The 20,121-nt window shown below is 64.7% G+C and carries 19 protein-coding genes and 1 tRNA gene; 13 read left to right on the forward strand and 7 right to left on the reverse strand.

Annotated features, from left to right (window positions below; genetic code table 11):
* Nucleotides 1–73: 73 nt before the first annotated feature.
* Nucleotides 74–487: a tyrosine-type recombinase/integrase gene (locus tag ACXAF5_RS14705; RefSeq protein ID WP_474947159.1), complete on the forward strand. Its 414-nt coding sequence runs from the start codon at nucleotides 74–76 to the stop codon at nucleotides 485–487.
* 80 nt (nucleotides 488–567) lie between these two features.
* On the opposite strand, the gene ACXAF5_RS14710 is transcribed toward ACXAF5_RS14705, so the two are convergent.
* A tRNA-Ser gene (locus ACXAF5_RS14710) sits at nucleotides 568–657 on the reverse strand.
* 297 nt (nucleotides 658–954) lie between these two features.
* Here ACXAF5_RS14710 and ACXAF5_RS14715 point away from each other — a divergent pair.
* The 8 genes from ACXAF5_RS14715 (at nucleotide 955) to ACXAF5_RS14750 (ending at nucleotide 8,219) form a co-directional block, all read left to right on the forward strand.
* The gene (locus ACXAF5_RS14715; RefSeq protein WP_474947160.1) at nucleotides 955–1,863 is read left to right on the forward strand and encodes an SPOR domain-containing protein; all 909 of its coding nucleotides are present in this window, start codon (nucleotides 955–957) and stop codon (nucleotides 1,861–1,863) included.
* Between the two features lie 58 nt (nucleotides 1,864–1,921).
* Nucleotides 1,922–3,103, forward strand: a complete 1,182-nt coding sequence (locus ACXAF5_RS14720; RefSeq protein WP_239322870.1) for a D-alanyl-D-alanine carboxypeptidase family protein — start codon at nucleotides 1,922–1,924, stop codon at nucleotides 3,101–3,103.
* Nucleotides 3,100–3,744 carry a dTMP kinase gene (gene tmk / locus ACXAF5_RS14725; RefSeq protein ID WP_474947161.1) on the forward strand — a complete coding sequence of 215 codons (645 nt, stop codon included), beginning with the start codon at nucleotides 3,100–3,102 and terminating at the stop codon, nucleotides 3,742–3,744. Before ACXAF5_RS14720 ends, tmk begins: the two co-directional genes overlap by 4 nt.
* Nucleotides 3,741–4,862, forward strand: coding sequence for a DNA polymerase III subunit delta' (locus tag ACXAF5_RS14730; protein ID WP_474947162.1), 1,122 nt, complete (start codon nucleotides 3,741–3,743; stop codon nucleotides 4,860–4,862). The genes tmk and ACXAF5_RS14730 overlap by 4 nt, the downstream gene beginning before the upstream one ends.
* A 65-nt stretch (nucleotides 4,863–4,927) precedes the next feature.
* Nucleotides 4,928–5,731: a TatD family hydrolase gene (locus tag ACXAF5_RS14735; protein ID WP_474947163.1), complete on the forward strand. Its 804-nt coding sequence runs from the start codon at nucleotides 4,928–4,930 to the stop codon at nucleotides 5,729–5,731.
* Nucleotides 5,731–6,528 (forward strand): MBL fold metallo-hydrolase, encoded by a 798-nt coding sequence (locus ACXAF5_RS14740; RefSeq protein WP_239367190.1) that lies wholly within the window; start codon nucleotides 5,731–5,733, stop codon nucleotides 6,526–6,528. The genes ACXAF5_RS14735 and ACXAF5_RS14740 overlap by 1 nt, the downstream gene beginning before the upstream one ends.
* A 38-nt stretch (nucleotides 6,529–6,566) precedes the next feature.
* On the forward strand, nucleotides 6,567–7,499 hold the full coding sequence (locus tag ACXAF5_RS14745; protein WP_474947164.1) for an AEC family transporter: 933 nt from the start codon (nucleotides 6,567–6,569) through the stop codon (nucleotides 7,497–7,499).
* 174 nt (nucleotides 7,500–7,673) lie between these two features.
* Entirely contained in the window at nucleotides 7,674–8,219 is a 546-nt protein-coding gene (locus ACXAF5_RS14750) for a peroxiredoxin (protein ID WP_239322864.1), read from the forward strand.
* A 116-nt stretch (nucleotides 8,220–8,335) separates the two neighbouring features.
* On the opposite strand, the gene ACXAF5_RS14755 is transcribed toward ACXAF5_RS14750, so the two are convergent.
* On the reverse strand, nucleotides 8,336–8,944 hold the full coding sequence (locus tag ACXAF5_RS14755; RefSeq protein WP_474947838.1) for a CDP-alcohol phosphatidyltransferase family protein: 609 nt from the start codon (nucleotides 8,942–8,944) through the stop codon (nucleotides 8,336–8,338).
* Nucleotides 8,945–9,076: 132 nt separating this feature from the next.
* Between ACXAF5_RS14755 and ACXAF5_RS14760 the strand changes: the two genes are divergently transcribed.
* From ACXAF5_RS14760 to ACXAF5_RS14775, 4 genes are all read left to right on the forward strand, one after another.
* On the forward strand, nucleotides 9,077–10,024 hold the full coding sequence (locus ACXAF5_RS14760) for an aldo/keto reductase (RefSeq protein ID WP_474947165.1): 948 nt from the start codon (nucleotides 9,077–9,079) through the stop codon (nucleotides 10,022–10,024).
* On the forward strand, nucleotides 10,021–11,106 hold the full coding sequence (locus tag ACXAF5_RS14765; protein WP_474947166.1) for an NAD(P)/FAD-dependent oxidoreductase: 1,086 nt from the start codon (nucleotides 10,021–10,023) through the stop codon (nucleotides 11,104–11,106). The genes ACXAF5_RS14760 and ACXAF5_RS14765 overlap by 4 nt, the downstream gene beginning before the upstream one ends.
* On the forward strand, nucleotides 11,106–11,759 hold the full coding sequence (locus ACXAF5_RS14770; protein ID WP_474947167.1) for a DUF938 domain-containing protein: 654 nt from the start codon (nucleotides 11,106–11,108) through the stop codon (nucleotides 11,757–11,759). Before ACXAF5_RS14765 ends, ACXAF5_RS14770 begins: the two co-directional genes overlap by 1 nt.
* Before the next feature lie 98 nt (nucleotides 11,760–11,857).
* Entirely contained in the window at nucleotides 11,858–12,325 is a 468-nt protein-coding gene (locus ACXAF5_RS14775; protein ID WP_474947168.1) for an EF-hand domain-containing protein, read from the forward strand.
* Nucleotides 12,326–12,371: 46 nt separating this feature from the next.
* Here ACXAF5_RS14775 and ACXAF5_RS14780 read toward each other — a convergent pair whose 3' ends face one another.
* The 5 genes from ACXAF5_RS14780 to ggt all read right to left on the reverse strand — a co-directional run bounded on the left by ACXAF5_RS14780 (nucleotide 12,372) and on the right by ggt (nucleotide 20,092).
* Nucleotides 12,372–13,334 carry a GGDEF domain-containing protein gene (locus ACXAF5_RS14780; protein WP_474947169.1) on the reverse strand — a complete coding sequence of 321 codons (963 nt, stop codon included), beginning with the start codon at nucleotides 13,332–13,334 and terminating at the stop codon, nucleotides 12,372–12,374.
* A gap of 175 nt (nucleotides 13,335–13,509) precedes the next feature.
* On the reverse strand, nucleotides 13,510–16,017 hold the full coding sequence (locus ACXAF5_RS14785) for a GcvT family protein (protein ID WP_239322858.1): 2,508 nt from the start codon (nucleotides 16,015–16,017) through the stop codon (nucleotides 13,510–13,512).
* A 185-nt stretch (nucleotides 16,018–16,202) separates the two neighbouring features.
* Nucleotides 16,203–16,646 (reverse strand): hypothetical protein, encoded by a 444-nt coding sequence (locus tag ACXAF5_RS14790; RefSeq protein WP_474947170.1) that lies wholly within the window; start codon nucleotides 16,644–16,646, stop codon nucleotides 16,203–16,205.
* A 90-nt stretch (nucleotides 16,647–16,736) separates the two neighbouring features.
* The gene (locus tag ACXAF5_RS14795) at nucleotides 16,737–18,140 is read right to left on the reverse strand and encodes an FAD-binding oxidoreductase (protein ID WP_474947171.1); all 1,404 of its coding nucleotides are present in this window, start codon (nucleotides 18,138–18,140) and stop codon (nucleotides 16,737–16,739) included.
* A gap of 155 nt (nucleotides 18,141–18,295) precedes the next feature.
* Nucleotides 18,296–20,092, reverse strand: coding sequence for a gamma-glutamyltransferase (gene ggt, locus ACXAF5_RS14800; RefSeq protein ID WP_474947172.1), 1,797 nt, complete (start codon nucleotides 20,090–20,092; stop codon nucleotides 18,296–18,298).
* Between the last annotated feature and the right edge of the window lie 29 nt (nucleotides 20,093–20,121).

Consider the following 20,121-nt stretch of genomic DNA (forward strand, 5'->3'; position numbering starts at 1 on the left):
AGCAGATGGCCTTGCGCTCCTGATTTTTGAGCTCGCTCTGGGCACGGGGCAGCGCGCATCGGACCTCACAATAATGAAGTGGGAGGATATCGAAGATGGGGGCATTTGGGTCACTCAAGGTAAAACTAAGGTGCGGCTTTGGATCCCATTCACCAAGCGGCTCACTGGTGTTCTGGACGGGATTGAGTCCTCAGAGTCGCGCTTCATTCTGACGTGTGAAACGGGGCACCAGTTGAATTATGATCAGTTGCAAAAGCAGGTTATTCGCGTGCGTAGAGCCGCTGGTCTGATGGATTATTCCCTCCACGGGCTCAGGTACAGTGCTGCGGGCGAGCTAGCGGAGGCTGGCTGCACAGATCACCAGATCGCGGCAATTACAGGACACAAGAGCCTCTCCATGGTGCAGAAATATTCCAAAGGAGCGAACCAAAAACGCCTCGCAAAAGAGGCCCAAAACCTACGAGAACAAAAATGGGGTAAAACGTGAAAGTGGGAAATTTCGTGGGAAACCGCCAAGTTGTGGACGTTTCCGAGGTCTGCACGAAAGCTTGTAACCCATTGATTTAATGGCGGGGAGACAGGGATTCGAACCCTGGGAACGCTCTCACGTTCAACGGTTTTCAAGACCGCCGCATTCGACCACTCTGCCACCTCCCCGGTCACAGATCGAACTGCGGAGCGGTTTAGGATGCCGATGGCGCAGTGGCAAGGAGAAATCCGCAAGACGCGCCGCATTGCCGCCAACATCACAAACACGCAATCTGTCGCCCATTGCCCCGCTCAGGCGGAAAGGCAGGGTTTCCATACCAAATCACAGCGTTTATGGTTTGCTCAAAGGCGCGGAAGACCGGAAAACCGGCACAGCCCGAACAGATGCCGCGACAGCGGTGCTTTGGGCGCAAGCGCTGAGGCGAACACGGATACAGGCGGACCATGAGCAGGCAGGACAGGCGCATGAGCGATAGAAACTTGAAACGAGCGGCCCCGCGCAAGCCCGCCAGGGCGGGGTTGGCCCTGGCCTTGGTCAGCACATTGGCGTTGACCGCCTGCGAAGAGGGCGCGAACCTTTCGTTCCTCCAGCCCAAGGGCGAGGACACCCAGGGCCAGGCCAGCAATTCCACCAAACTCGTGGAACGGGATGTTGAAGCCCCGGATGTCTTTCAGGTCACCGAAGCGGGCCTCTGGGACGGGCGCCCCTCGATCGGTGGTGTCTGGGTCGCGCATCCGGATGTCAACGAACCCGAACGCGTCATCATTCGCAACAATGCCAACGGCAAATTCGTGATCGGGGCGCTGTTCCGCCGCGAACGCGCCCTGCCCGGGCCGCGCTTGCAGGTGTCCTCCGATGCGGCCTCGGCGCTGTCGATGCTGGCTGGCGCGCCGGTGGAACTGAATGTCACGGCCCTGCGGCGCGAGGCGGTTGAGGAAACCCCGCCGGAGACCGCGGTGCCGGAGATCGAAGGCCTCGAGGACGACGCGGCCCCGGTCGCGGCGAGCGCGGAGGTCGAAACCCAGGCGCTCGATCCCATCGCGGGCGGCGCCGCAGCGGCGATCGAGGCCACCGCGCCGGCGGCCACACCGGCCCCAGCCCCTGCCCCATCGCAGCCCGCGGCGCCGCAACGCTCCGCGCTGGCAAAACCCTATATCCAGATCGGCATCTTCAGCGTCGAGACCAATGCCAAACGCACCGCCGACCAGATGCGCAATGCCGGCATCATTCCCACGGTCTATGAGCAATCCTCCAACGGCAAACCCTTCTGGCGTGTTGTCGTCGGCCCGGCACAGTCCAAGGGCGAGCGGTCGCAATTGCTCAAGGCCGTGAAGGACGCGGGCTTTGGCGATGCCTATGCGGTGACCAACTGACCCGGGCCCGCGCCCGGATCAGCGATATGAGACAAGCGACGAAGGGAGACCCTTCCCCATGACCATCCGCTTTACCCCTGTTCTCCGCCTCGGCGCCCTGGCCGGCCTGTGGCTGGCAGCAGCCGCCCCCGCCGCGCTTGCCTTTGACACCAAGGCGCGGGCCGCCTTTGTGGTGGATCAGGGCACCAACACGGTCCTGCTGGACAAGAACGCCAACGCGCCGCTGCCGCCGGCCTCGATGTCGAAGCTGATGACGCTCTATGTCGCCTTTGAGGCGGTGCGCGACGGCCGCCTCACGATGGACGAGCGGCTGCCGGTCAGCGAACACGCCATGAGCTACAAGGGCTCCACCATGTTCCTGGACACCACCGACCGGGTGCGGGTCGAGGATCTGCTGCGCGGTATCATCGTGCTGTCGGGCAATGACGCCTGCGCGGTGATTGCCGAGGCGCTCAGCCCCGATGGCACAGAGGCCGGCTTTGCCCGCTACATGACCCGGCGCGCCCGCGAGATGGGCATGACCGACAGCACCTTCACCAACTCCAACGGCTGGCCCGACCCCAGCCACCGGATGTCGGTGCGCGATCTGGCGATCCTGGCCGAACACCTGATCGAGGATTTCCCCGAATTCTACCCGATGTTTGCCGAACAGGAATTCGAGTTCGACGGCCGTGCCCCGTCCAATACCCGCAACAGGAACCCGCTCTTGCAACTCGACATCGGTGCCGATGGTCTCAAGACCGGGCACACCGAAGAAGCCGGGTACGGGCTGGTCGGATCCGCCAAGCAGGGTGACCGGCGGGTGATCTTTGTCATCTCCGGCATGGACAGCACCCTCGACCGTGCCGAAGAGAGCGAGGCGATCGTCAACTGGTCCTTTCGCCAGTTCACCAAAAAGACCATAGCCCGCGAGGGCCTGGCCGTGGAACAGGCCGAGGTCTGGATGGGCGCCAGCCCCACCGTCGGACTGGTGCCGCCGGAGGATCTGCAAATCCTGCTGCCGGCGCTTTCCGATGATGCGGTCAAGGCGGAAGTGGTCTATACCGGCCCCGTCACCGCGCCGATCCAGGCCGGTCAGCAGCTTGCCGAGCTGGTTGTGCAGCCCGAGGACCTGCCCGAAATGCGCCTGCCGCTGGTGGCGCAGAGCGACGTGGGCACCGGTGGCTTTCCGGTCAAGGTAATGACGGCGGCCCGGGTCCTGGTGAAGCGCTTTCTGAACGGTCCCGAGGACGCATTGTGAACGACAGCCAAGGCCGCGGCCTGTTTCTGACCTTCGAGGGCATCGACGGGTCGGGCAAATCCACTCAATGCCGCCTGCTGGCGGACCATCTTCGCGGCCTTGGCCGGGAGGTGGTGCTGACACGCGAACCCGGCGGCTCTCCCGGGGCGGAGGAAATCCGTCGGCTGGTACTGGAGGGCGACCCGGATCGCTGGTCGGCGGAAACCGAGATCCTGCTGTTCACCGCCGCCCGCCGCGATCACCTGGAGCGCACCATCCGCCCGGCGCTGGCGGCGGGCAAGGTGGTGATCTGCGACCGGTTCGCCGACAGCACCCGCATGTATCAGGGGCTTTCGCGCGGCGACCTGCGCGCCACCGTCGACAGCCTGCATGCGCTGATGATCGGGCGCGAACCGGATCTGACCCTGTTGATCGACATGGATCCGGCGACAGGACTGGCCCGGGCCAAAGGACGTCAGGGGGCGGAGGAACGGTTCGAGGACTTTGGCCTCGATCTTCAGAAAAAGATGCGCGCGGGCTTTCTGTCGCTTGCCGAGGAATTCGCGGATCGCTTCCGCATCGTCGATGGCGCGCAGGATATGGACAGCGTCGCCGCCGATGTGGCGCGCATCGTGACCGAGGCGCTGGACGCAGCCAAATGAGCGATACCGACGACCTCCCGCGGGCCGATCAGGCCGAGGGTGCGCCGCATCCGCGTGAAACCGCCCGGCTGTTTGGCCATGGCCAGGCAGAAGCGGATTTCCTGCGCGCCTTTTCTTCGGAGCGGCTGCATCATGCCTGGCTCATCATGGGGCCGCGCGGGGTGGGCAAGGCGACGCTGGCCTGGCGCATCGCTCGGTTCTTGCTGGCGACGCCGGGACAAGAGGACGACGGGTTGTTCGGCGCGCCGCCGCCACCCACCAGCCTCGACATCGACCCGGATCACCCGGTCAGCCACCGCATCCAGGCCCTGGCGGAGCCGGGCATGGCCGCCATCACCCGCAGCTACAACGACAAGGGCCGCCTCAGGGACCAGATCGTGGTCGATGACATCCGGGTGCTGAACAAGTTCTTCGGGTTGTCCTCTGCCGAGGGCGGGCGCCGCGTGGTCATTGTCGACAGTGCCGACGAGATGAACGTCAATGCCGCCAACGCGCTGTTGAAAATGCTCGAAGAACCGCCAGCGCGCACCACGCTGCTGCTGATCTCGCATCAGCCCTCGCGCCTGCTGCCGACGATCCGCTCGCGCTGCCGGACCCTGCGGCTTGGGCCGCTCGCCGCCGAGGACATGCAGGCCGCGCTGGAACAGGCCGGGGCCGAGCTGCCCGCCGATTCGACCCATCTTGCCGCCCTTGCCGCGGGCTCCGTCGGAGCCGCGATGCGCCTGTTGTCGCTCGACGGGCTGAAACTCTATGCCGAGATCCTGAAGATCGCAGACAGCCTGCCCCGGCTTGACCGGCAGGGCGCGATGGCGCTGGCCGAACGCGCCGCCGCCCGCAACGCAGGCGAACGGTTCGAACTGATGCTGGGGCTGATCGACCTGCTGCTGGTGCGGCTGGCGCGCACCGGCGCCACCGGCCAGCCGCCCCTGCCCGAAGCGGCCCCGAACGAGGGGGCGATCCTGTCGCGCCTGTCGCCGGATCCCCAAAGGGCGCGGGCCTGGGCCGACCTGGCCGCCCGCGTGACCGACCGCACCCGCCACGGGCAAGCGGTGAACCTTGACCCTGCGGCGCTGGTCCTAGATACGGTGTTCAAGATGCAGGAAACCGCCGCGCGCTGACCGGCCCGACAGCCCGGCGCGCACAAGGGCGCAACCGCGACAGTTTGACCGCGACAGAGGCAACCATGACGACCCCGCAGATCACCGACAGCCACTGCCACCTCGATTTCCCGGATTTCGACGGCGAATTGCCCGAGGTCCTCGCCCGCGCGGCAGAGGCCGGCGTGACCCGGATGGTGACCATCTGCACCCGGCTGAAGAACGAACCCGCCGTGCGCGCTCTGGCCGAGGCGCATGCGCCGGTGTTCTATGCCGCGGGCACCCATCCGATGAGTGCCGCCGAAGAGCCACTGGCCACGGCGGAGGAACTGGTCGCTCTGGCGCAGCATCCCAAGTTCGTCGGCATCGGCGAGACCGGTCTGGATTATCACTACACCGGCGACAGCGCCGAGGTGCAAAAACAGAGCCTGCGCATTCACATCGAGGCCGCGCAGGAGACCGGCCTGCCGCTGATCATCCACGCCCGCGCCGCCGATGACGACATGGCGCGCATCCTGCGCGAAACCCATGCGCAGAAAGAGTTTTCCTGCGTGATGCATTGCTTCTCCTCCTCTGCCGAACTGGGCCGTGCGGCGCTGGATCTGGGGTTCTACCTGTCGATGTCCGGCATTGCCGCCTTCCCCAAGAGCCAGGAACTGCGCGACATCTTCGCCGCGGCCCCAGTCGACCGCATCCTGGTGGAAACCGACAGCCCCTACCTTGCGCCGCCGCCCTATCGCGGCAAGCGCAACGAGCCCGCCTATACCGCCCATACCGCCAAGGTCGGCGCCGAGGTCTTTGGCCTCGACTACGGTGACTTCGCCGCCCGCACGCAGGAGAATTTCGACCGCCTGTTCTGGAAAGCCGCTGCCTATGAGGCCGCCGCCTGATGCCGGAACTGCGCTTCACGATCCTCGGCTGCGGGTCTTCCGGTGGCGTGCCGCGTCTGGGCGGCCACTGGGGCGACTGCGACCCCGACAACCCCAAGAACACCCGCCGCCGCTGTTCCATGCTGGTGGAGCGTGACGGGCCGGACGGCACCACCACGGTGCTGATCGACACCAGCCCGGACATGCGCGGCCAGCTCCTCGATGCGGGCGTCGGGCGTCTGGATGCGGTGGTCTATACCCATGCCCATGCGGATCATGTGCATGGGCTCGATGATCTGCGCATGATCGTTTTCAACATGCGCGAGCGCATCCCGGTCTATGCCGATGCCCCCACCCGGGCGGATCTGATGGACCGGTTCGGCTATGCCTTCATCCAGCCCGACGGGTCGAGCTACCCGCCGATCCTGGAGATGCGCGATATCGATGGCGCGTTTGAAATCTCCGGTGCCGGGGGGCCGATCCCGTTCCTGCCGTTTCTGGTCAATCACGGCGGCATCGACGCGCTTGGGTTCCGCATCGGCGATCTGGCCTATCTGCCGGATGTCGCCCGTATCCCCGAGTCCGTGGTGCCGCTGCTCGAAGGGCTCGATTGCTGGGTTCTGGATGCGCTGCGCCGCAGCCCGCATCCAACGCATTTCTCCTATCAGGACGCGCTGGCCTGGATCGACCGCATGCAGCCCGCCCGCGCGGTGCTGACCAATATGCATATCGACATGGACTACGACACCGTCGAGGCCGAAACGCCGGACCATATCACCCCCGCTTTCGACGGCATGGTCATTCATTCGGATTATTGATCTAAACGCCTTCAGACCCCGCGCCAGGACGACCTACAATGATTTTCAACCTCATCAATGTCGTCCTGCCGGTCTTTGTTGTTGTCGGGGTCGGCTACGGGCTCACCCTGCGCGACGTGTTCCAGCAATCCCAGATCGACGGGCTGATGAAATTTGCCCAAGGGGTCGCCATTCCCTTTCTGCTGTTTCGCGCCATGGCGGGCATCGATCTCGGGTCCGGCTTTGATCCGCGCCTGCTGGTGTCGTTCTACACCGGGGCGGGCACCTGTTTCTTTGCCGGTTTCCTGGGCGCGCGCGTCCTCTTCAAACGTGAATGGGAGGACTGCGTCGCCATCGGCTTCTGCTGCCTGTTCTCCAACTCGGTTCTGCTGGGGCTGCCGATCACCGAACGCGCCTTTGGTCCGGATGCGCTGGTCGGCAATTACGCCATCATCGCCTTCCACTCGCCGTTCTGCTACGCGCTGGGGATCACCGCGATGGAGATCATCCGCAATCGCGGCCAGGGCGGTGTGCGCACCGTCACCTCGGTGCTCAATGCGATCTTCCACAACAACCTGATCCTCGCGATCCTCGCCGGGTTTGCGTTCAACCTGGCCGGCATCAGCCTGTGGGAACCCGTGGACGATGCGCTGGCATTGGTGGCCTCTGCCGGCCTGCCCACGGCGCTGTTTGCGCTTGGTGGCATCATGGTGCAGTACCGCCCCGAAGGCGATCTGCGCACCATTGCCATGGTCTGCGGCATTTCACTGCTGCTGCATCCGGCGATCGTCTTTGGCCTCGGCTCGGCGCTGGATGTGCGCCAGGACCTGTTCCGCTCCGGCGTGTTGAACGCGGCCATGGCGCCGGGGGTCAACGGCTACATCTTTGCCAATATGTACGGTCGTGCCAAACGAGTCGCAGCGTCCTCGGTGCTGATCGCCACCGCCTCCTGCGTGGTGACGGTGCTGCTGTGGCTGACCCTGCTCAGCTGATCGCTGCGGCAAATCGACAGCACAGCGACCGTAAAACGGTCACAAAAGCAGCAAATGCGGCGTCGCGGCATTGGGGATTGAATCACTTCCGTGAACTTCTGCCCTGCCCCCTTGAACCCTCGCCCAGATCGGGTAAGACACGGGCCGCAATCCACACAGTTTCAAGGATCTCCCATGTTTGCTGGACAAAAACTTCCCCAGGTGACCTTCCGCACCCGTGTACGCGACGACAGCATCGAGGGCCCGAACCCGTTCCGCTGGCAGGACATGACCACTGCGGATTACTTCGCGGGCAAGCGCGTGATCCTGTTCTCGCTGCCGGGGGCCTTCACCCCCACCTGCTCCACCTACCAGCTGCCCGGTTTCGAAGACGGTTTTGCCGATTTCCAGGCCGAGGGCATCGATGACATCTACTGCATGTCCGTCAACGACAGCTTCGTGATGAACAAATGGGCCGAAGCCCAGGGCATCAAGAACGTCAAGGTGATCCCCGATGGGTCCGGCGAGTTCACCCGCAAGGTCGGCATGCTGGTGGCAAAGGACAACCTCGGCTTTGGCATGCGCTCCTGGCGCTATGCGGCGATCGTCAACGACGGCGTGGTCGAAGCCTACTTCGAAGAACCGGGCCGTGACGACAACCACGCCGAGGACCCCTATGGCGAGTCCTCCCCCGAGAACCTGCTGAAGTACCTGAAAACCAAGGTCACCGAAGCCGCCTGATCCCATCCCCCCTCGGGGGATCGTCAGCATTATCACGCCCCGCAGGATGTCTTGCGGGGCGTTCCATTTGCCGGACCCTCTCGGGAAACGCCCGGTTGCGTCGCCGGTGCGGCGTTTCAGTCCCGGAACACCCGGGCGGCCAGGGCAACCCGCGACACCGCGGTGACAAAGCACAGCACCGCAAAGACATAGGCCAGCGGGACAAACGACCCCGGCAGGCAGCACAGAAGCACAAAGAACCCGATCGTTTCAGCGCCTTCAAGCAACCCGCCGGTGAAATACAGCGTCTTTATCCCGCGCGCCTCGGTGTGCATCTCGCGTTTCTCCGCCAGCACCGCATAGCCGAGGAAACTCGCGCCGTTGACATAGAAACTGCAGATGAGCACGGCCCCCGCTAGACCGTTGACGTCAGGTGCCAGGGCGACAAAGGCAAGCGGCACCGCACCGTAGAAGGTGAAATCACAGACGATATCGAGATAGCCGCCGAAATCGCTGGGCTTCCCGGCCCTCGCGACCGCGCCATCCAGACCGTCGGCCAGCCGCGAAGCCAGCAGCGGCAGCAGCGCCCAGCCGGTTGCGCCGCAGGCGATCAGCAGCGCCGACAGCAGCCCCAGCGCCAGCCCCAGCAGGGTGATCTGGTTGGCGGTCACACCACGCGCTGCCAGGCGCGCACCCTGGGCGTTCAGCATCGGATCAATGAGCGGGCGTATCTTGGCATCAAACATGGGTTTCATGTAGCCGCATTGCCCTGAAACATCCATTCACGTTGCTGCTGACATATCGTGACCGCGCGCCGGGGCCCTGCCCCATTTATCTCGCCGTTGCCCTTGCCGTCCGCGCGTGTCAGTCTTTGCCACATGACACAGATCAGCCGCCCCCCGCTCACCACCATTTCAGGTCAGGACATTGGCCGTTTTTCCTTTGGTTGCATGCAGTTCGGAGGACGTGCCGACGCGCGGGCCTCGACTGAGATGTTCACCGCCTGCCGGGCCGCCGGGCTGCGCCATTTCGATACCGCCTGGGTCTATACCGAGGGCGCCAGCGAAGAGCTGCTCGGCACGCTGATCGCGCCCGAGCGCGAACATCTCTATATCGCAACCAAGGTCGGCTACACCGGCGGGGCCAGCGCGGCCAATATGCAGGCGCAATTCGACACCTGCCGCCAGCGGCTCGGTCTTGATAGCGTGGACCTGCTGTATCTGCACCGCTTTGACCCGGAGACGCCGCTGGAGGACACGCTGACCTGTTTTGCCGAGCTGCAACAGCGCGGGTTGATCCGGCACGTGGGCCTGTCCAACTTTGCCGCCTGGCAGGTGATGAAGGCCGTGGCGCTGGCGGCGCGCCTTGGTCTGCAAATCGACGTGCTGCAACCGATGTATTCGCTGGTCAAACGCCAGGCGGAGGTGGAACTCTTGCCGATGTGCATGGATCAGAGCATTCTGCCCGTGCCCTACTCGCCGCTGGGTGGCGGGCTGCTGACCGGGAAATACGCCCGGGGTGGCTCCGGCCGGCTGAGCGAGGACGCCCGCTATGCCGCGCGCTACGGGCAGGACTGGATGCATCAGACCGCGCGCGAGTTGCTGGACATCGCCGCAGAGCTGGGCACCGATCCCGCAACCCTGGCCGTGGCATGGGCCGCCGCGCATCCCGCGCACCCGGCGCCGATCCTGTCGGCGCGCTCTGCCGAACAGCTCGCCCCGTCGCTGGCGGCAACCCAATTCGACATGTCGCCGGAACTCTATGATCGCCTCTCGGCCCTCAGCCCGCGCCCCGCACCCGCAACAGACCGGTTGGAGGAAGCATGATCGACTTTCTTGTCATCGGCGGCGGCGTGGCCGGGATTGCTGCGGCGGCGCATCTGGCGGAACTGGGTAGCACCCTCTTGCTGGAGCGCGAGGATGTGCTGGGGTTTCATGCCTCGGGCCGCTCCGCCGCGATGTTCGAAGAGGACTACGGCCCCGCCCCGATCAAGGCGCTGTCGCAGGCCAGCCGCGCGTTTTTCGAAACCCCGGGCGACGGGCGCGACAGCTACCTCAGCCCGCGCGGATTGATGCTGGTGGCCCGCCAAGATCAGCGCGCGGGATTTGAGGCGGATCTGGCCGAGCTGGATCTGGCCGAAATACCGGCGGCGGAGGCCCTGGCCCGTGTTCCGATCCTGAACCCGGACAAGGTGGCCTTTGCGGCCGCCCATGACACCGCCACCGACATCGACACCGACCGGCTGATGGGAGACTGGACCAAGCTCTTGCGCCAACGCGGCGGCGACACCCGCCCCCGGCAGGAGGTCACCGCAATCACCCGGCACGGCGCGGGCTGGCTGGTGGAAACCCGCAGCGACAGCTTTGAGGCGCGGCAGATCGTCAATGCCGCCGGGGCCTGGGCCGATGTGATTGCCGAGATGGCCGGGGTCCGGCCCGTGGGCATCCAGCCTAGGCGCCGCTCGATGGCGCAGCTGCCCGCGCCCGGCGGGCATGATGTCAGCGGTTGGCCGATGCTGATGGGCGTGCACGAAGCCTGGTATGCCAAGCCCCAGGCCGGCAAGCTGCTGGTCTCGCCCGCCGACGCCGATCCGGTGCCGCCACAGGATGCCTGGGCGGATGACATGGTGCTGGCCGAGGGGCTGGCCCGCTACGAGGAGATGGTCACCACCCCGGTCACCCGGCTCGAGGCCAGCTGGGCCGGGCTACGCAGCTTCGCCCCCGACGGGGTGCCGGTCTTTGGCCAAGATCCCCGGCAGCCCGGCTTCTGGTGGTATGCAGGCCAGGGCGGCTACGGGTTCCAGAGCGCCCCGGCCTCGGCCCGCCTGCTGCGCGATTTGGTGGCGGGCCGTGACCCGGAAATAGACCGCGACCTGATTGCCGCGCTCGCCCCGGAAAGGTTCGCCTGATGCCATTTCGATCCGTGCCCGGGCAGGCCTCGGTGGCCGAGGCAACCGACGGCGGCAAGCTCTTTGCCCCCGCTGCCGCCCGCAACCTTGCTCCGCTGCTGGAGGTGGTGGAGGCACAGGCCCCCGCCCGGGGCCGCGCCTTGGAAATTGCCAGCGGCACCGGCCAGCATGTGGTGGGCTATGCCCGCGCCCTGCCCGGCCTCGACTGGCAGCCCAGCGATATCGACCCCGGCCGGCGCGCCAGCATCGATGCCCATGTGGCAGAGGCCAGGCTGACGAATGTTGCAACCGCCGCCGCACTGGATGCCACCTCACCCGGCTGGGGGGCCTTGATCGGCCCCTTCGATCTGATCGTGCTGGCCAACCTCCTGCACCTGATCAGCGCCGATGAGGTCCGCACGGTGCTGACCGAGGCGGCGACCGCACTGTCGCGCACCGGACGCATGGTGATCTACGGCCCCTTCGCCCGCGACGGGCAGCTGGTCAGCGAGGGAGACCGCAGTTTTCACGCCGCACTCACCGCCCATGACCCCGACATCGGCTACAAAGACGTCGCACAGGTAGCGAAATGGGCCGCAGAGGCGGGCCTGACCCTCGCCGCACCGGTGGAAATGCCCGCCAACAACCTCTGCTTGATCCTGTCCCGCACATAAGATGTGCAGAAACTTGACAGTTTTGTAACAGCCGCCCCTCAAAACCCGGCATCGGCGCGCCTATTTCTGCTGTACAAAAAGAAGCAGAGTCATTGTCCATGGTGCAGTTTTCCCGCTCCGGCGCCGCCGTTCTTCCCCGCAACAAGACTGTCCATGGCTTGGTGCCGATGCTGACAGCCCTCCTGCTGACCAGTGCCCCCGCTCTGGCGCAGTCCAGTTTCCTGCACAGTCTTGATTTTGATGGCGACGGGGTGGTCACGGTGGAGGAAGCCATCGCCTCGCGCAATCTGCAATTCCCCAACGTCGATCTGGACGGGGATGGCCAGCTCAGCGCGGTGGAGTTTGACCGTCTGCTGCTGGAGGCCCGCGACCGCTATGCCAGCCTTGGTCAGGCCTATATCGCCGAGAACGCCAGCCCGGGACGGATTGATGCCTTCACCTTTTCCGACAGCGATGCGGATGGCTACATCTCGCGAAACGAATACTATCGCAGCTCTGCCCGCTTTGCCCGCAGTCTTGACCGCGATGGCGACGGCATCATCAGTCGCGAGGACCTGACGCGCTGACAGCCGACCGAACCGGGGCCCGCACGGACAACCGGCGTGGCCACTGTCAGTGCGCCGGGGCCGGAGACGGCGGTGCACCGCGGGCGGAGGCCTCTTCGACCTGCGCGCGGGCGATCTCCAGCGCCGCCTCCAGCGCTGCGGGGTCGTAGACTTCGGACACACCGCAGCGCAGGACAACCCCCTTGGGCAACAGCGGTTGCAGGCTCTTGCAGAGTTGCTGCCCCAGTTCGTAGCTTTCAAACGACCGCCAGCCCGCCAGTGCCACCAGGAAATCGCCGCCGCCAAGCCGATACAGGCGTTCGCGCGTGTTGAGCATCGGTTCGACCTCCCGGACAACGCGGGCCAGCACCTGGTCCACTCGGTCTCCCTGCTCGCGCGCGCGCAGCGCCAGAACCCCGTCCAGGCGCAGCAGCACCAGCCCCACCGGCGCGATCGCCGGGATCAAGGCCCGGTCTCGCTCCAGTCGCGCGCGCCCATAGGCCCGGGTGAGCGGATCGCGCCCCTCGTCCAGGTCCAGTTTGGCCCGCAACGACAGGATTTCGCCCTCGGCCAACCACAGGTAGGCCGAGGCAATCAGGGCGGCTGCAAACAACCGCGCCGCATTGGGCGCATCCCCTTGCAGGAAGATGAGGACGGGCACCAGCACGATCAATGCCAGTCGCGCCGGCAGATGTTGCGACGACCGCCCCGCAAACCGCAGGCCGATCAGGGTCGGAAACATCCAGATCGCACCGGCGATGCCGACGTAATGCGTGGTCATCAGGATCGTCGCCGTCAGCACCACAACCAGGACCGACAATGGCACCGGTGGCCTGCGCCCCAGCTGCAGGGCGGTCAGATTGACGAGGATAATGCCTGCCAGGCACACCAGGATCACGGCCAGCGGCAGATGGTTCATCAGCACGCTTTTGACCGCCAGACCGAGAAACAGCGCGATGCAGAACACGCGGGTGAAAAGGTCCAGCCTCTGCGGCGGGATCGCCCCAAACACGGAAAGTAGGTTACTCACTATCACTGTCCCGGCTACCTCTGACGCCGCGATTCCGCAGCGGTGTACAGGTGCGCACAATATCCCGGACCAAACCGGTGTGGCCAAGAAAAAACGCGCCCCGGCGGTGCCGGGGCGCGCGTGTGTTGCATGCGCCTGACAGCCCTGTCCGGCAGGGCTGTCAGGCGATGTCGGATCAGCCGTCCTTGCGGATGGTTTCGTTTTTCGGGTCATAGGGGCTGTCGCAGGTGACAACCGCATCCCAGAGCTTGTCCTGCATCTTGACCTGAAGCTTGGTGCCTTCGACCGCATACTCGGGCTTCACATAGCCCATGCCGATGGATTTCTCGAAGGCCACCGAGTAGCCGCCGGAGGTCAGACGGCCAACGCGGGTGCCATCCTCGGCATAAACCGCCTCGTGTCCCCACGGATCGGCATCGCTTGGCCCGTCGATCAGCAGGGTGCAGCATTTGACGCGCACGCCGGTCTCTTCCAGCTTGTCCTTGCCGAAGAAGTCCTTGGACAGATCGACAAAGCGCGGCAGGTCGGCTTCGAGCGGGGTCGCGTCGCGGCCCAGTTCGTTACCAAAGGCACGGTAGGATTTCTCCTGACGCAGCCAGTTCTGCGCCCGTGCGCCGACCAGCTTCATGCCGTGCTTTTCGCCTGCCTTTTCCAAGAGGTCGAACAGGTAGTTCTGCATCTCCATCGGGTGATGGAGTTCCCAGCCCAGCTCACCGGTATAGGCCACACGGATCGCGTTGACCGGGCACATGCCCAGTTCGATCTGACGCGCCGACAGCCAGGGGAAGCGCTTGTTGGACAGCGCGGTCTCCGGGTCGGCATCCACGATCACCTCTTTCAGGACATCGCGGGATTTCGGACCGGCAATGGCAAAGACGCCCCACTGGGTGGTCACATCCTGCAGCTCGATGCGGCCGAACTCGGCTTCCTTGTCCTCGATCGCCTTCTTCAGATAGTCGGCGTCGTACTCGGTCCAGGCACCGGCGGAGACCAGATAGTACTCGTCATCCTTGAGCCGGACGATGGTGTACTCGGTGCGGGTGGTGCCCGCCACGGTCAGCGCATAGGTCAGGTTGATGCGGCCCACCTTGGGCAGCTTGTTACAGGTGAACCAGTCGAGGAAAGCCGTCGCGCCGGGTCCCTTGACGATATGCTTGGTAAAGGCGGTGGCGTCGATCAGGCCCACGCCCTCGCGGATCGCCTTGGCCTCGTCCACCGCATGTTGCCACCAGCCGCCGCGACGGAAGGACCGGGCGTCGTGGTCAAAGTTTTCCGGCGCATCCACGGGGCCGAAATAGTTCGGACGTTCCCAGCCGTTGACCCAGCCGAACTGGGCGCCACGGGCTTTCTGACGGTCGAACGCGGGCGCGGTGCGCAGCGGGCGCGCGGCGGGGCGCTCTTCGTCCGGGTGGTGCAGGATGTAAACGTGCTCGTAGCACTCTTCGTTCTTGCGGGCTGCGAATTCGGTGGTCAGCCAGTTGGAGGAGTAGCGTTTGGGGTCGAGCGACGCCATGTCGATCTCGGCCTCGCCGTCCACCATCATCTGCGCCAGATAGTAGCCGGTGCCACCCGCCGCGGTGATGCCGAAGGAGAAGCCCTCAGCCAGCCACATGTTGCGCAGACCCGGCGCCGGACCCACCAGCGGGTTGCCGTCGGGGGTGTAGCAGATCGGGCCGTTGAAATCATCCTTCAGGCCGGATTCGGCACAGGAGGGCACACGCTCCGCCATCGCCATATACTGATCCGCGATCCGGTCCAGATCGAGCGGGAACAGGTCCGCGCGGAAACTGTCCGGCACGCCATGTTCAAATCGCGCCGGTGCGCCGTGCTCATAGATGCCGAGGATCCAGCCGCCACGCTCTTCACGCGCGTAGGATTCATTGTCCGCGTCACGGATGACGGGGTGCTCCGGGTTGCCGGCCTCGCGCCATTTGACCAGCTCGGGGTCCTTGTCCATGACGATGAAGGTGTGCTCCACCGGGATCGCGGGCATCTTGATGCCCAGCATCTTGGCGGTGCGCTGCGCGTGGTTGCCGGAGGCGGTCACAACATGCTCGGCGGTGATGACGACCTGCTCGTCGCTCTCCACGAGGTTGCCGCCCTTTTCGACCATCTTGGTGCAGGTGACTTCCCAATGGGTGCCGGTCCAGTGGAAGGCATCGGCTTGCAGTTTGCGCACGATCTCGACGCCGCGCTGACGGGCGCCCTTGGCCATCGCCTGGGTCACGTCTGCGGGGTTAATATAGCCATCCTCGGTGTGATAGATCGCGCCTTTGAGGTCGCCGGTCTCAATCAGCGGCCAGCGCTCCTTGATCTGCTCCGGGGTCAGCCACTCATAGGCCACATCACAGGTTTCCGCGGTGGAGGCATAGAGCATGTATTCGTCCATGCGTTCCTGGGTCTGCGCCATGCGCAGGTTGCCCACCACGGCGAAACCCGCGTTGAGGCCGGTTTCTTCCTCAAGGGTCTTGTAGAAATCCACCGAGTATTTGTGGATGTGGGTGGTCGCATAGGACATGTTGAACAACGGCAGCAGGCCAGCCGCGTGCCATGTGGAGCCGGAGGTCAGCTCGTCACGCTCGATCAGCATGACGTCGTCCCAGCCAGCTTTGGCCAGATGATATGCGATCGAGGTGCCGACGGCACCACCACCGACAACAAGTGCTTTGACTTGGGTTTTCATGAGCCCGCTCTCCGAGTTCTCTGATTCACGATTGAATCGGTTATGGAGGAGAGTTTAGCGAGGGTGCGAAATCAGTCCGACGCAAAAAATGACAAAACCGACTTCGCGCAGCGGTTTCCTCAAATAGATACGGCGGAGAGGCCGGTTTCGCCGGGATATATTGTTGCGCGCCGCGCGGATGCGGGTCAGCAGTCCAGCACATTGCCGCGCCGCACGCAGGGGCGCTGGGCGTCCTCTGCCGCGCCGGATGTCGCATCCCCCGGCAGAGTTTGACCATATGCGGCATCAAATTGCCCGGTGTGCGCCGCCTGCCCCGTCCCCTGGGCAGAGGTCGGCAAGAGCGCCACATCCTCGCGCGGGGCCTCAAGGCCGAGGATCGCCAGACGGGCCTGCAACACACCGCGATAGGCCATCATCGACACATCAAGCGGCGTCGCAGGCCCGCGCAGCGTCTCGCCGCGCAACCGCCGCTGCACCGTCTCGATATAGGCCATGCGGTCATAAGAGGTGATCGTCTGCCCCGCCGCCTTGGCCTGCAAGTCGACATCCACGGCGATGATCATCACCCCGACGAGCAGAACATTCGTGTAAAGGCGCAGCAGCCAGATGGCGCGTCTGACAAGAAACATGCAAAGATCCCCGCCCCGATTTAAACCCGATTTCCCGGTGCCAGACCTAGCGGGGAGATGAGGCAGAAATTTGACGGGGATCTGTTTGCCTCAGTCAGAGAGGATCTTGCCGGGGTTGAGGATATTGTCGGGATCAAGCGCCGCCTTCACCGCCGCCATAAAGCGGGTTGTCTCGCCCATCTCGCGGCGCAGATAGGGCCGCTTGCCCTGCCCGATGCCATGCTCGCCGGTGCAGGTGCCCTCCATCGAGATCGCCAGATCGTTGAGCCACCCGACATAGTCGTCCGCCTTGGCGCGCTCCTCGGCGCTCTCCATGTCGATCAGCAGGAGCGCGTGGAAGTTGCCGTCGCCCACATGGCCAACCATCGGCGCCATCAGCCCCATTTCCTCGGCCTTGGCGCGCGCGGTGGAGACACATTCCGCCAGCCGCGAGATCGGCACGCAGACATCGGTCGAAATCCCCTTGGCGCCGGGGCGCAACCCGAGGCAGGCCCAATACATGTCGTGACGCGCCTGCCAGAGCTTGTTGCGCTCTTCGGCGGTCGATGTGGCGGCGATGTCGAAGCCGCCAAATTCCTCGGCGATCTGGGCAAAGGTATCGGCCTGCTCCACCACACCCGTGTCAGAACCGTGAAACTCCAGCAGCAGCAACGGCACTTCGGGCAGGCTCAGGCCAGAATGCTGATTGGCGGCGCGCACGCTCATCTCGTCCAGCAGTTCGATGCGGGCCACGGGGATCCCGTACTGGATGGTCATCATCACCGCACGGCAGGCCTCATCCACCGATCGGAACGAACAGCGCGCCGAGCGGATCGCTTCGGGGATGCCCTGAAGGCGCAGGGTGATTTCCGTGATCAGTCCCAGTGTGCCCTCGGAGCCGACCAGAAGGCGGGTCATGTCATAGCCCGCAGAGGATTTTTTCGCCCGCGAAGCGGTGCGGATGATGGTGCCATCCGCCATCACCGCCTCCAGGCTCAGAACATTGTCCTTCATGGTGCCATAGCGCACTGCATTGGTACCGGAGGCGCGTGTCGCCACCATGCCACCAAGCGAAGCGTTGGCGCCGGGATCGATGGGAAAGAACAGCCCCTGATCACGCAGATAGGTATTGAGCTGCTCGCGCGTCACGCCGGGCTGCACCACCACATCCAGATCCTCCGGGTGGACGGCAAGGATCTTGTCCATCCGCATCATGTCGATGCAGATGCCACCGGCAGGCGCATTGACGTGCCCCTCCAGCGACGTGCCGGTGCCAAAGGGAATGACCGGAACACCAAACTCCGCGCAGACCTTCACGATGTCGGAAACCTCCTCGCGCGAGGTGGGGAAGACAACCGCGTCCGGCGCCTGGTTCTCGATCCAGGTGGTGGTGTGCCCGTGCTGCTCGCGCAGGGTCTGCCCGGTCTGAAGCCGGTCGCCGAATTGCGCAGACAGCGCCTCGACCGCGGCTGTGATCCCGCCTTCGTTGCGGGGCAAGGTGGTGGCCTGAACCATGGTGGTGTCCTTTCACAATCTCGGGACGGTCAACACGGCAGATGCTTCATTTGCCTTGTTAACGATCATGTCGGCGCACTCTAGGCCGCCGGTCGTCACAGCTCAAGCCCATGACGCATTGCCCCGGTTCGGGAGGGGCCAAGGCCCCTGCCCGCCTACCGGCCGAGCGCGATACCTTCGCGGCGCGGATCTGCACCGCCCTTGAGGCCCTCGCCGATCTCGATCGCATGCAGACCGGAGTTGAGATCGCGGATGTTGACCTCAAACCCCATATCCGTCAGCGCGGCCTCGAATGTCTCGGCCTCTGTGCCAGCCTCCAGATCATAGGTGCCAAAGCGGTTCACCGCATGCGGCAGCGACAGCGCTTCCTGCACGTTGAGACCCCAATCGGCCCAGCCCACAATCGCGGTGGCCACATAGCCGATGATGCGGCTGCCGCCCGGAGAGCCGATCGCTAGAACCGGTTTTCCGTCCTGCATCACGATAGTCGGCGCCATCGAGGAACGAGGACGTTTGCCCGGTTCCAATCGGTTCGCAATCGGCACCCCATCGCGGTGGCTGCGGAAGGAGAAATCGGTCAGTTCGTTGTTCAACAGGAACCCGTTGGTCATCAGACGCGAGCCAAACCCGTTCTCGATCGTCGTCGTCATCGACAGCACGTTGCCGTATTGGTCGACGATGGAGATATGCGAGGTCGAGGGGAACTCGATGCTTTCGTCATCGGCCCAGATCAGCGCGTGGTCAAACGTGGGCGTACCGGGGGCAACGCTGTCCAGTGCCGTGTCGCCTTGCAGCAGCTTTGCGCGCTCTGCGAGGTACTCGGCATCCACCAGACCCTTGGTGGGCATCGGCACAAAGTCACTGTCGGCCATGTAGCGGCCCCGGTCGGCAAAAGCGAGGCGCGAGGCATCGCCGATCAAGCGCCAGCTGACCGGATTGTCCGCCCCAAGTGCCGCCAGATCATAGGATTCAAGCATGCCAAGGATCTGCCCCACGGTGAGCGCCCCAGAGGACGGCGGACCCATGCCGCAGGCTTCATAAGCGCGGTAGCTGGCGCAGACCGCCGGGCGTTCCTTCACCTGATAGAGCGCCAGATCAAGCTCCGACAGAACGCCCGGATTGCCAGCGGCGCTTTGCACCGTGCGGACGATATCCGCCGCGACCGGGCCGGTATAGAACGCATCCGTGCCCTCCATCGCGATGCGGCGCAGCACATCGGCATAAGGCTGGTTGGTGATGACCTGACCAGCCTCTAGCGGGGCACCCTCGGGCAAGAAGTAGGCCGCAGTCTCGGGGAACCGGCTTAGGCGCTCCGCATCGTTTGCAATCGACTCCGCCATCCTTGGCGACACGGCAAAGCCCAACTCTGCCAGCCGGATCGCATCGGTAAACAACCCGCCCCAGTTGGATTTACCCCATTTGCGATGTGCGGTCTCCATCAGCGCCGGTGTGCCCGGCGTGCCAACGGAACGACCACCCACAACCGCGTCGAAAAATTTCAACGGCTCGCCATTATGATCCTGAAACAAGGTCGGGGTCGCCGCAAGCGGCGCGGTTTCGCGCCCGTCCAGCGTGCTGAGCGCGCCGGTCTTGGCATCATAATAGACAAGGAACGCGCCGCCACCGAGGCCGGAGGACTGCGGCTCCACCAGCCCCAGCACCGTTTGCACCGCAACCATCGCATCTGCCGCCGTGCCGCCGTCGCGCAGCACCCGTGCGCCCGCCTCGACCGCGAGCGGGTTGGCAGCGGCGACCATCCAGTCATCCGCCAGCACCGGCTCGCCCGCGTTGCGGGCCGCCATCGCGGCAGATGCTGCATCAGAGAGCACCAGACCCGCCGCGCCGGGGCCGATGGTTGCGGTTTCAGGCGCGACAGCATCCGCAGCCTGCTGGGCGATCAAAGGCGTTGCAAGGGACGCCAACAGCGCCCCGGTCAAAAATGTCTTTTTCATATCGTCCTCCCAAAACGCGCCGCCCGCAA

This window comes from Epibacterium sp. ABV4_022, assembly GCF_056159345.1.